Origin of the sequence: Shewanella sp. Shew256, from assembly GCF_002196695.1 — a bacterium.
Taxonomy (GTDB): Bacteria; Pseudomonadota; Gammaproteobacteria; order Enterobacterales; family Shewanellaceae; genus Shewanella; species Shewanella mangrovisoli.
Map to the genome: position 1 here is coordinate 385,849 of NZ_NAJR01000002.1, position 13,003 is coordinate 398,851.

Here is a 13,003-nt window from a genome sequence, read left to right on the forward strand (position 1 = left end):
CTATGCATATTTCGTTCACTTTTTAATGATAAGTTAATGACTTGATTTAACTGATGATATTTATCCATTGTCGCCAGTGGGCTGCTTATTATCGGCAACTCTTACCGTTGAGATTGTTAAAATTTCACGGCTGGCATACAGTGGTGCTTCATTCACAGGGAGTGGCACAAGATGATCCGACCAACGCTTTTCTATCATCTACAGGACTTCGAGACCGAGCAGGCATTAGTACAGCTCGAGGGCGCGCAGACCTACAACAAGCTACGCAGTACCGATGATTTATCTTGGATTACTCAGCTGGAAGCCAATCGTATCGATGTGGCGATCCTTGAGCTGCCCCGTCTAAGTCGTGAAGATTACTTAGCCTTACTCGAGTCCAGCGCCATTGCGGATGTGGAGTTTATTTTCCTCTCCGACGGCCTGCCGAATCCTCACCTCGATAAACTCTTGTCCAAATACGCGGGCTACCATTTCCGTAAGCCCATCGATATGTCATTGCTGTGCGAAACCTTAGCGGATTTTGCCCAGCATTTGGTTGCCAACACTTCGACGCGCATTCGCCCCTTTGCCAGCGAATTAGACCAATATGGTCTGCTGGTGGGCTCCTCATTACCTATGCACCGTTTGTATCGCACTATTCGCCGCGTGTCGGCCGCCGAGAGCAATGTGTTGATTATCGGTGAGAGTGGCGCGGGTAAAGAACTGGTCGCCAATACCATTCACTTAGCCAGCCCACGGGTGAATAAGCCCTATATTGCGATTAACTGCGGCGCCTTGAGCCCAGAATTGGTCGATAGTGAACTCTTCGGTCATGTAAAAGGCTCTTTCACTGGCGCGAATCGCGATCATCAAGGGGTATTTGAGCAGGCCGAAGGCGGCACCTTATTCCTCGATGAAGTCACCGAAATGCCGCTCGAGCATCAAGTTAAGCTATTAAGAGTGCTCGAAAATAATGAATATCGCCCCGTCGGTAGCCCTAAGGTGCTCAAGGCGAATGTGCGTATTGTGGCGGCGACAAACCGCGATCCTCTAGTGGCGATTGAGCAAGGGCAGCTGCGGGAAGATTTGTACTTTCGTTTAGCGCATTTTCCCATTCAAGTGCCGCCATTGCGGGAACGCGGGGAAGATATAGTGGGTCTTGCAAAGCATTTTCTGGCCTATCGCAATGCGGCGGAAAAACAGAGCAAAGTGTTCTCGAACACAAGTTTAGAGGCGATTGTAGCCCACACTTGGCCGGGGAATGTGCGCGAGTTAAAGCATGCTATCGAGCGCGCTTATATTCTGGCGGACCATGAGATTACTCCTGAGCATTTACAGCTTACGCCCAGTTTGGAAAAAGAGGCCACTGCGGAGGAAAATGTAGTGATCCCCCAAGGTATGCGCCTTGAGGAGCTGGAAAAAATCGCCATTTACCAAGCGCTTGAAACGAGTCAGGGCAATAAGACCGACACCGCCGAGCAGCTTGGGATCAGCGTTAAAACCCTCTATAACAAGCTCAGTAAATATGAGCAGGAGTCAGACGCTCAAACCGTTGTTGCTGATTCCGTTAGCGAAGATTCCGTTAGCAATAGCGTCGCCAAGTAGTAACCTACATTAAATGCCTGAAAATAAGCTAATGCATTGATTCAGCTTTGATTCATAGTTGATTCAGAGTTGATTCTGAATGTGTTAGCTTATTTATGACTCTGACTGCGGTTCATCATTTTGCGCTTGATAGGGCACAAACACCTTTAAAGAGGCGGGCAGGATATCGATATTGAGTTCCTCCGGCTCACAAATCTCGCCATCAATCACATACTTGCATGGGGGCTGACTGCTGAGCTTCACCTTTTTCGCGTGGGCGTGTTTCACTTTACCCGTGTTGCCCGTGCTGCCCGTGTTGCTCGTGGCCGCAGAGTCGCTATTGGCGGCCTCTTTAATCCAGCCGGTAAAAGCCAGTTCAGCCAGACTGATAAGCTGTTCATTCGGCTCATTATTTGAATCTAACCAAGTGATATCCAACAAGCCGTCGGTCATATTGGGCTCGCCCTTACCTTGGGCGAGTAAGCTGGTAAAAGGTGCGGCATTGGCAACCACTAGGCTGTGGGTTTGCACTGTCATTGGGGCTTGGTCATCTAAAGTCAGCTGCAACTCGAGGTTGGTGTCGGTGTTCACCGCGCGCCACAAACCATCGAGGTAGGCGAGTTGGCCGAGGGCATTTTTACGCTCGCGGCTCGCCGACTCAATCATTTGTTGCTCAAACCCAATGCCGACCAGCAGTAACACCAGCCGCTCATTGCAACGCGCCGTGTCTATAGTCTGTGTCTGGCCTTGGATAATATTATCAAGGGCTTGGGAGACGGCATTGAGCTTACTGCTTAAACCAAAGAGGGCGTGTGACAGGGCATTGGTGGTGCCTAGCGGGATAATGCCTAAGGTGATATCGCTGTCGATAATCTCCGCCGCGACCTCAGTGACTGTGCCATCACCCCCGCAAGCGATGATGATATCGGCTCCCTGAAGCCGTGCTTTTTTCGCTTGGGTTTGGGCGCTAATCTCAGGTGTGGTGAGCGCTAACTGCACCTCAAAATAACGTGTCAGCTCAGTGCAAATTTGTTCGCCATGACTCTGCCATTTACCCGCGCCAGAGACGGGATTAGCGATAATCCAGGCTCGCTTATGTAGTTTGATTTCCCCTTGAGTGTACATTTGCTCCAGCGCTTTAAGTTGCCAGCGATTTAACCCTGCGGTTTTACGAATGTTTTTAATCTGTTGCAGCACCTCGGCAAAACTGAGTTCGGGGCGACGGCATACAAGATAAGCGGCCAGCACCATCACGGAACGCCCGCGGCCGAGCGCGCAGTGGATTAATACCCGCTTTTGGGCGCGCACTTGGCGATGTAACCAGTTAATCGCCTGATTTAATTGGGCGCTAGTCGGTACACTGTGGTCAAGAATAGGGATATTCAGATAGTCGATATGCTCCTCATACAGGGACACATCGAGGCCGTCGAATTCGGCGGTGACATCTAAAATGGCGTTAATGCCATAACGATTCAGTTTAGGTAGATCGGCAGCGCTTAAGCGGCTACCCAAGTACAGATATTTATCAATGGCTTGCATTGAAGGCACGCTATCCCGGCGCCGTGCCCAGAGATTATAGAGTCGGCATCCTAATAAAAATGGAATAAAGCCCCAACGAATATACCAAGGGATGGATCCATCCTGACGTTTTCTAAAAATACTGGCGAGATTAAACCAATAGGCCGAGCCGACAAGGGCGAGGGATAGGCAGGTCCATGCCCAAATAAAGGTGAGAATGGGAGAGTGCCCTGTTATGGCAAAATAGCCAAATAACAGCGCTCCGAACAGATAGAAATACTTAATGTGGATCCTACTCAGCATTGGCATCTCCTCCATCAATAAACGGCGAGCCTCAGGGAAACCCACTTTATCGTAACCAATGTCTGTCGAGATAAAGTGACTCGGTGGTATTCACTTGAACTGTGGTTCCCCTGATAGGCTCGTTTGCGGGACTCACTACTCTCCGTTATCCGTCCTAGCAGCGAGTATCTTTCGCTTTAACGCCTTCTTTCAGTTCTTCACAGGCATCTTCAATCGCATTGCCGGTATCAGTGATGGCTTCATCGATTTTTTCGCCTGCATCCTCGGCGTGGTTGTCGCTACAGGCTGACAGCCCAAAGGTTAATAATAAGGCTAAAAATGCTGTGGTAATCATGGTCATAGGTTTCATATCGATTCTCCTTTTATCCAATTTAAGCGCGTGGTGCCTTGCCCAGCAGGGAAATCACAAGTAATACAATAAATAGGAAGAAAATAATCTTTGCGATCCCCGCTGCGGCGCCAGCGATCCCCGTAAATCCAAACAGTCCGGCGATAATGGCCACAACCAGAAACATTAAGGTCCAACCTAACATAGCCACCTCCTTTGTCTTATTTCGGTTTTTCGGTCTTCTTCACTCTGCACATATACGTCGAGCGAGCTAGTTACTGGGTGAGTTGAATAAGCTAGGTTACGTCTTACATCCCGTTATTACTCAATCTCGCAATAAACTCACAAAGGATATATTGCGAGCTTAATGCCAACTTTGAAGTTATTTGCTAATGCACTGATTATTGTTGTAATTTTTAAATGCTGTATTGGCGGGAGTATTGGCAGATATAAGTGTGATAGGCAATTTTTACCTACGATTCGGTAAGAGTTGCAGTGAGGAAATAGAGGGAAGCAGCATAAAAAAGCCGATAGCTTTTGAGTATCGGCTTAGATTAAGGTATCGATTGCAAAATTGAGAATACGACTACAGTTAAGTGATACTATTTGGCTAAGTGAAAACCTGATAACCAAACTGAATTCCTACTTGATTAATGATGTCTGTGCATTGTGATAGGAACCGCGTAGCTAATGCTGTTGGCTCATATTTGCACATAATATTAATTTTAAACTCTCTTCCACGTGAATCTGGATAGCTTTCAAATACCTCGCCAGACTCGAGAAAAGTCAAGTAGATATTAATCTTTTCCTGAAGGAGCAAGAGATGCTTATCATCCCATTCCAAATGATCTGAGATTGTTAGCACGACGACACCTTCATTATCTATTCCAATGGCGTCAATTGAATCTTGATCTTCTATGCTCATAGATATTCAACTCTAATGGATTACGGCAAATCTCACCTTCAACAATTTGAAGTGGCAAAGCTCAATGTTATGATTTTATTGTTTATTTTTAGTTGTGACTCATTTCTATCAGAGCCGGGGCATCAGTTCAGTTCTTTGGGTTTTGTATAACGAATTGTTTGTAATGTATTGAATATTAAGGCTCGATAATAAGGATTATTTGAAATAATGTACAAAACGATACTTTTGAATGATAAAAATCCTTATTAACAAACCATGCTTTATATAAAGTTTTGGGACGATTGCATTTATCAAGGTCTCCCACCCAATTTTAAATCTTGCCTCATGTATTGGATTGATTGTAGATAAGTGTTGCAGGCGAGCGTTGTCGCGCTACGTTCTGTGACAAGAGTGACCATCGGAAAAAGGGATTTTTCCGTTGAGCCCCCAAGGATGGGTTTACGGCGTGCCACTGAAGTGGCAATGCAGAGCGGAAACGGAACTCCAATCGGTTTTTGGCATTATGTATTCGATTGATTGATAGCAACCATGCCGAGCGGAAGTTGACCCATAAATGAATCAAAAATTGAAGTCAAAAAAAGCGGGTTAAGTTTTCACTTAACCCGCTCAATAAAGTTTACCAAAGCGAATTAGCAGCGTTGCAGTGGTTTCCAGCGTTGCAAGCTGACCGGAATACTTACCCCTTGGGATAACAACAGGTTAATCCGTGCTTGGTAGGCTGCGCCTTGCATTAAATGTTTAGCTAAATCGACCGCATTGCGCTCGCGGTAATCATCTAAATAACTGCCTTTAGCCCAGGCATTAAAGGCGCCGAGGGCTGGGCCTGCCCAAATCTGATAATCCATTTCGCGGCCAACTTCACCCGTGTTTGACCAGCGGCTCGAAAGACCTAAATACCAACGGAAAATCAGTGCCATTTTGCGTTTAGGATTGTCCAGTGCGCGCTCAATTTGCTTAGGATCGCGCTCATTAAAGTGCGCCACAGTGCCTGCCCAAATCTCATCTAACGAGGCGCGAAACACTTGCTCTTCCAGCTTTTGTCTTTCCTCTGTCGGGATCGCCTCAATCGAGTCATAGCGGGTGTAAATCTCATAGAGTTTATTGGCACGCATCGGGAATAGGGTACCGCGCTTAACCACTTGTAACTTAACGCCCATTTCGAACATATCGGCGGCGGGCGCCATAGTCACATCGGCCATTTCGGTGGTGGCGAGTAACTTACGGGTATGTTCGCTGGCTCCCGCCTCAACACAGGCTTGGTTGATTGAGCCGGTGACAATATAGGCCGCGCCCATATTGAAGGTCGCCAGCGCCGCATCTGGCGTGCCGATACCCCCACCTGCGCCCACACGGATCGGCGTCTTGTACTGGTACTTGGCTTGAATGGTATCTTTGAGCGCCAAAATGGTCGGCAATAACGTGACCAGAGGACGATTGTCGGTGTGACCGCCTGAGTCGGCTTCGGCGGTAATGTCATCGGCCATAGGGACAGATTGCGCCATTAGCATTTGGTCTTCGCTGATAAGCCCTTCGTTCACTAATTGCTGCAGCATCTTAGTGGGGGCTGGCTCCATAAACTTGGTTGCCACCTCGGTACGGCTGATTTTAGCAATCACTTTATTGCCAATCACAATCTCGCCGTTGGCGTCGCGACTCAGGCCTGCGGCGCGGTAATAGACGATTTGCGGCGTTAAGCCCAAGAAAGCCGAGGCCTCAACCGTACGCACTTGATGCTTGAGGAAGAGTTCGACACTGCCACGCTCAAGCGCTGGCTCGCTCGGGCTGTGGATCAAGTTAAAGGCGTAGGGGCCATTGGGCAATGCCGTTTGAATGCGTTTAATCGCGGCTTCAACGCGAGATGGAATTAACCCTGCCGCGCCAAAGGAGCACAAAATGCCCGCCTGACCTAAGGCGATAACTAACTCTTCCGAGGCAATGCCGTTGGCCATGGCGCCCGCGTAATAGGCGTATTTCACCCCATGCACGCGGCGAAAATTACTGTCGCCCAAGCTTTGGGTGCCAAGGGCGGGGGCGAAGGCACTCACAGGATGCAAACCATTGCTTTTGTGTAAGCTATTGCTGGGTTCTACAAGACCCACCACCTCGGCGCTTTGGGCTATGCCTAGGCCTTTCTCGGCATGATTGACTAAGTAACAGGCTTGATTGAGATCTTTAAGTTTTTTGCCAAGGGAATCGATATCGAAACTGATGGCGGCTTCATCAACCTGCCATGGCCAAGGACTGAGCTTATTATTATCGAGTGTGGTATTCGTCATTTGGGCTATTCACTTTTAGGTGTTTGGGGCCTGAATTTGTTTGCCGCAGTGGGGTTATTTCCTTGCACTGCGGCTGTTGTGTACTGTTTAAGCTAACTGTTGTTAATGCCGCAAGTTAGGCGCTAGCGCTATGCCTCTTCGATGCAGATTGCGATATCGGTTACCTCATAAATGCGCAGGCCATCCTTACTCAGGTTGGCATCGCCCTTGATGATGCGTTTACCGTCTTTATCTTCAATGCTGGTGATATGCACATCCAGCGACATCTGTTTGTTTAATGGATTAATTTGACCGCGATACTTCCATTTAATTTCTGACAGAATTTGGCCAAATTTCGGATTATTGAAACCTGCACCTAGGTCTTGGTTTATGGCATAGGTTTGCAGTAATTCGATAATCGCCTCGACACCTAGGGAGCCTGGCATTACAGGATCCTGATGGAAATGGAACTGGAAGAACCAATCGCTCGGGTCAATAGTGCGCTCGGCGTACAAGTATCCCAGACCCTTCTTACCGCCAGTTTTGACAATCTCGGCCTTATCGATAAAGTTCAGCTGACCACCCGCGAGGCGGTAGTGTGGCTTGCCCTGAGGCGCCACAAAACTGCGGCCATTTTTATCTAACAGATTGATTTGGCTGTCGGCTTTAATACCGCGCTCAATATGCCAGGCTTGGGTAATTTTACCATTGTCGATACCCAACTGGTTTTTAAGCGCATCGGCCTTAAAGTAACCGAAAACCGCATTACCACGGTAGAAAGGCTCGCCATCGCAGCTCAGTTCGAAACTAAAGTTTTGAATGATATTGCTGCCAGCAATCACGGTGGATAGCAGGCGCGAATCGTTGACTATGGTCTTACCGCGTAAATCCACTTCGCGCAGTAACTTGCCACTGCCGTCGAGGTTGCGGAAGAATAATTCCTGCCCCGGGAAGCCTAAGGTCGTGCCCATATAACCCGAGATAAAGCCATTGGGCTGCAATGAGATTTCCATCAGCACAGAGTAAGGCATCACACTTGGGTGGCTGTTTTTAGCGTAATACCACGCGTTGCAGGGCACTTCATACTCGGCAATACAGGAGGATGGCTTTTTCAGCTCGCCACGTTTGCCCTCAATGGCCACCACTCGGGTGGTGAGTTGCAGATCGCCGCAGGGCGTGCGCGGCGGGATTAAACCACGGTAAATACTAAAATCGGGGCCGAAGCAGTTTTCAATATCGCCGGTGGCAAACTCAAACAAATGGTAAGGCGTAAACGGCAGGGTGTCGGGCACGCGGTTGGCGTACTTAGAGCCTGCTGGCGCAATCGGCGCGCTCACATGCTTAAGCGGCACAACGCCTTTATTCTCGGGAGCTGAAACATCTGGGATTTGCGCCATCAGTGGCGCTTGTTCCGCTTGGTTGTCGATATTTGCTGCTTGGGCATCATTACTCTGTAAAGAACTGCTTTGCGAAGAGCAGCCCTGTGAAGAATGGCTTTGCGAATAGCGGGTGCAATCTGCTTCTTCTTTAATCATCACCCCGAGGTTTTGGAAATCCACCACCACTTTGCCATTGAGTAGGATATCGATATTCGCTTTGGCATAGGGGCGAGGACTCATGCCAATTTCGATGACTTCCATGCGATAGGTGAGTGTGCCAGATTGTGGCAATACTTGACCGCGGCAGCGTACTTTTTGCGATGCGTTTTCAAGGGGTTGGAAACGACCGTTAGTCACCCCAAGGTGCATACCAATATGCAACATAAAGAATTGCAGTAACTGACCACAACCTTCGGCCATGAGGGATCCGGCCATCACTTGGTCGCCCTTAAAATGGCAAGGGAAATACCAATGGTCGGGGGCTAATTGTTTGTGACCTTCAATCAAGCCTAAGCCCCAAGCGCCGCCATGCACTTCGAGCCTGCTGACTTGCTCGATCATCAGGAATTTTTCCGAAGCGAAGCACAGTGAAGGCTGGAGGCCAAACGTTGCCTGATGGGTCGCATGTTCACCGCCGAAACAGCCGCCAATGTCGGCGCTCAGTAGACGATGGATTTGGCCGTAGCTAAAGGCCGTTTGCGCGCAGTTAAGTAGCGGTGTGAAGCGCGGCTTATTGCCGTTTTGGGCATATTCATTGGCCAGTGCAATTTGTGCCTGCTCCCTTGCCTTAATTTCGGCCTCGGTGCGGATCACCCCTTTGCCATCGGCCAGTTCTTTATCGGTAAAGAATCCCGCGCAGCCGCCGTCCATCTTGAGGATCAGCTTATCGCCCACGAAGCATTCGTAGGAGAAGAAAAACAGCAGGGTATCGCCATTACGGGCAAAGTGGTTGATGGAGATATCATAGCGCAGGGTATCACCGCCGCGGGGCAGATCCCCAAGGAAGGTGAGGGTGCAATCTAGTAGGCGGTAGACGCGCTCGCCTTTGTTTTCAAAATCGATACCTAAGTAGCTGATCAGCATTAAGTCGCACTGGCCCGATTCGACCGCCACCGCCCAAGGAATTTGGCCATCGACCAAGAAGGGCGCATCCACGGGAATGTCGTACTCTGTGGTCATAGTGCTCGGCTGATAGCGGTTCATTTGCGCGTTGAGCTTAGTCACCCGCGAGACCAGCAGATAATCCGAGGTCGGCAGACGTACGCGGCGTGCGTAGCTGTCGATAATGGCGTAATCGGCGCCAAAGACTTTAGCAATGTCACCCTCGGCATATTCCACCAGATCCTGATAGTTCCAAATGCAGGGCTTAGCCGCAGGAATCGGTGGCGTATAGGGAGCGACATTCGCGTGATCAGGTTTTAACTCTGATTTTAGTTCTGGGACGGGTACTGCTTGCTGCGCCGCGGGGGCGTCATTTACGCTGGTGGCAACATGGGTTGCAACAGTCCCCATTTGTGTTGTTTGGGATAATTGCGCTTTTAACAGCGCATCGGCCAGTTTTAGCCCTTGCTCACGGCTCTGTAAAAAGGCTAAGTGCGCCTCGCGGGCCAATTGCTGGTTTTGCAACAGTTGCTGGTTTTGTAACAGTGCCGCGCTATCCTGCGACGCCCTATCCTGCGCCAAGGGAGCCGCCGAATATTGGTGTGGTGCGTTAGATGACATACCGCTCTCTACTGCTATTGGTGTGGCAAATGGGGTGACGTTTTCTGCCCTGATATCAAGTGCTGCTTGTTCTGTGGGCTTAGTTTGTCTCGACTGTTGGCCTAAAGGCTGCAACTGGCGCATCTTGCCTTGGATGGCGGCAAGTGCGGGCAGTGGCGTATCCACAATATGTTGATAGATATCGCGGCCACCGAGTGTCACTGGTTTGATTAAATGCTTTTGCTCACTCAAGGTTAAATCTTGCTCAAGGCGCAGTTCTAGCTGTGCCGCCTGCGCTGTAGTTTGGCTTAACAGCAGCAGCGAGCTCACCCCTTGGCTTTGGGTAGACACTAATGCCTGTTTTTCGGCGTTTTTATCCGAACCCGCAGACCCGTTCTTTAGGCTTAACAGGGCACTCAGAAGACTGGCCATACCCGCCGCGGCAAAGTTATGCCCAAGGGTGTTGGCGACTCGGCTGCATGGCGTCCCCATAAGATTAAGCTGCGCTAATAGCTGCTCTGCGGGCAGTCGCTCTTCTGGGGCAATACATTGCTCAACCATATGAATGGCAGAGGGCTCTGAAGGATTAGCGATAGCCGTTTCGGTTATCAGCGAATCAAGCAGCTTGGGCAGCTGATGATTGGTGCCAAATGCTTGACCACGAATTTGACCATAACCCGCTTGAGTACTCTTGCTCGCTTGTTGACTGTAGCTCGCTTGCTGGCTGGTCAGCACGATAGCGCCCGCGCCTTCACCCACCTTCCACTGAGGATTGGCGCTGTTGGCATCGAGATCAACGGCGATTTGAGCGTTTTTCAATATGACCTGTTCTATGCTGCCGCTTAAATCCACGGCGGCAATCACTACGCCATCGAGTGCCTCTTGGGACAGTAGATTTTGCGCCACATCAATACAGCGGGCGACCGATTGCTCGGCGGCTGAAATGGTAAACGCCGGGCCGTTAAAATCCCACAGCGAGGCGATGCGCGACGCCATAATATTGCCAATAAAGCTGGTGTATTGATTGAGCTTGGCGGCATCGAGCACGCTGTCCATGGCGATGGCTTCGAGGGCGAGGTATTCATCATTGGAGAAGTGAACGCCTTGTTTCTTTAAGCTATTCGCAAGTTGGGTATGCAAATTCACGCGGCCACGGAATTGGTGCAGCTCAAGCTCAGTTTCCATCGCCACTAACACGGCGACCTTGCTGCCAGCGGTTAACTTGGCATCGCGAATCGCCTCGTCGGCGACTTTGATCAGCAAAAGCTGCTGGGAGATAAGCCTGTCATCCTCATTGGGCGGCACTTTAAAGCGTAAAAAGTCGAAGTCAAACTGTTCGATATAGGCGCCTTTGGGTGCGCGATTTAGGCCAAATTGGTTAAGGATATCGGGATGTTTATCTAAGCCTTTCCATCGTTTAGCTGGCAGCGGGATAAAGGCATCTGTTTGAGCTAATAGCGCTTTATCTAGCGCATTGATGGAGGCCAAAGGCCCAAAGTGCGACGCCATACCGATAACGGTTAATGCTTGCTGCTGATAAACAGGTTTGTTGGCTTGCTTCTCGGCGCTGTGAGTTGTTGGTTGATAGGATTCCAACAACAGATGGGCATTGCAGCCGCCAAAACCAAATACAGACACCCCCGCATGGCGACGAACGTTACCTGTTTTATCGGGCCAAGCCTGTAGCTGAGAGGGGATATTATTACCGCTAAACAATCCCTTAGGCGATGATATCGGCGCCTTAAGGTTGATACTCGCCGGCAGTTGCCCTGAGCGCATGGCGAAGATCATTTTCATGATCCCAGGCATGCCAGCAGCAGTGAGTAAATGCCCAAGGTTGGATTTAGCCGAACCTATCAGCGGCGCCTGAGTGCCGCCGAGTTTATCTTCGAAAAAACGTTCCATCGAGGTGAGTTCAACCTTATCCCCCAGCGGCGTGCCGGTGGCGTGGCATTCAATCACTTCGATATTGCTCGGATGCGTATTGGCAGCGGCATAGGCACGCTCGAAGGCTTGCACTTGGCCCTTACTGTTGGGGCTTAAGACAAATTGGCCTTTGCCATCGTTCGATAAGCCAATACCACTGACCACGGCATAGATATTATCGCCATCGCGCTCGGCATCCTCTAAACGCTTAAGCACTAATACGCCTGCGCCTTCGCCTGCGAATAAGCCTTTGCTATTGCTATCGAAAGGCGCCGAAATCCCATGGTCTGGATAGGCGTGGAAAATCGAGAATCCCATATTGATAAAGAAGGGGTCGGCGCCCGATATCGCGCCCGCGAGCATCATGTCGGCCTTGCCCGTAGTTAAATAATCGCAGGCCAATTTGAGGGCATAGACAGAGCTGGCGCAGGCGGCATCGAGGCTGAGCTGCGCGCCACCAAGGCCGAGGGCATCGCTTAACAATTTAGACGCCGTGTGGGCGATGGCGCCATTGGCGGCCTGTTGCGTGCCCGCAATCAAACCATTAGCGAAGGGCGCGAGGGCAAATTCGGGTTGGTTAAGCTTGGTTTTTAATGCCTTTTCAACCGCTTGATGGTAAATCGGTAAAAACAGTTCATTGGAGCTTGCGGTCGGGAACGACAGGGTGCCCATCACAATCCCTGTGCGTTCAAGCAATGGCGCCGTTAAATCCACACCCGCATCCAGCAGGGCTTTTTTACTGCAATCTAATGCCCATAAAAAGCTTTCATCGAGTCCCTCAAAGGCCGTCGGCGGCAACTGATAACCCTGTGGGTCAAAATGAAAGTTGCGGATATAGCCGCCCTTATCGCAATAAAAACGGTCGGCTTGGCCTTGAACACCTTGGTAATCTGCTGGATTGGCATTGAGTTTGGCCGCATCGATTTGGCTGCGGGAGTCTTTTTTATCCAGCAGATTTTGCCAAAACTGCTCCGGTGTGTCGGCATCGGGATACTGAACGGCAAGGCCGACGATGGCAATCTTGGGCATCGCCTGTGAGCTTTGGTGCTGGTCGTTTGGCACTGCGGTGCTGTGTTGCTGAGTAGGGTGAACATGCATTTGAGAA

General features: G+C 50.0%; 7 protein-coding genes. 1 reads left to right on the forward strand and 6 read right to left on the reverse strand.

Annotation, left to right across the window (positions count from 1 at the left end; genetic code table 11):
• Positions 1–171 precede the first annotated feature (171 nt).
• Positions 172–1,584, forward strand: a complete 1,413-nt coding sequence (locus tag B5P39_RS04555) for a sigma-54 interaction domain-containing protein (protein ID WP_088210620.1) — start codon at positions 172–174, stop codon at positions 1,582–1,584.
• A 93-nt stretch (positions 1,585–1,677) separates the two neighbouring features.
• On the opposite strand, the gene B5P39_RS04560 is transcribed toward B5P39_RS04555, so the two are convergent.
• The 6 genes from B5P39_RS04560 to B5P39_RS04585 all read right to left on the reverse strand — a co-directional run bounded on the left by B5P39_RS04560 (position 1,678) and on the right by B5P39_RS04585 (position 12,996).
• On the reverse strand, positions 1,678–3,384 hold the full coding sequence (locus tag B5P39_RS04560) for a diacylglycerol kinase family protein (protein WP_088210621.1): 1,707 nt from the start codon (positions 3,382–3,384) through the stop codon (positions 1,678–1,680).
• Between the two features lie 154 nt (positions 3,385–3,538).
• Positions 3,539–3,733, reverse strand: a complete 195-nt coding sequence (locus B5P39_RS04565; protein ID WP_011623423.1) for a hypothetical protein — start codon at positions 3,731–3,733, stop codon at positions 3,539–3,541.
• Between the two features lie 22 nt (positions 3,734–3,755).
• Complete coding sequence (locus tag B5P39_RS04570) at positions 3,756–3,917, reverse strand: DUF1328 domain-containing protein (RefSeq protein ID WP_088210622.1); 162 nt, start codon at positions 3,915–3,917, stop codon at positions 3,756–3,758.
• A gap of 405 nt (positions 3,918–4,322) precedes the next feature.
• The gene (locus B5P39_RS04575) at positions 4,323–4,637 is read right to left on the reverse strand and encodes a DUF6572 domain-containing protein (RefSeq protein ID WP_088210623.1); all 315 of its coding nucleotides are present in this window, start codon (positions 4,635–4,637) and stop codon (positions 4,323–4,325) included.
• A gap of 629 nt (positions 4,638–5,266) precedes the next feature.
• Positions 5,267–6,913: an eicosapentaenoate synthase subunit PfaD gene (pfaD, locus tag B5P39_RS04580; protein ID WP_088210624.1), complete on the reverse strand. Its 1,647-nt coding sequence runs from the start codon at positions 6,911–6,913 to the stop codon at positions 5,267–5,269.
• 128 nt (positions 6,914–7,041) lie between these two features.
• Positions 7,042–12,996, reverse strand: a complete 5,955-nt coding sequence (locus B5P39_RS04585) for a hotdog fold thioesterase (protein WP_176399869.1) — start codon at positions 12,994–12,996, stop codon at positions 7,042–7,044.
• Positions 12,997–13,003 lie beyond the last annotated feature (7 nt).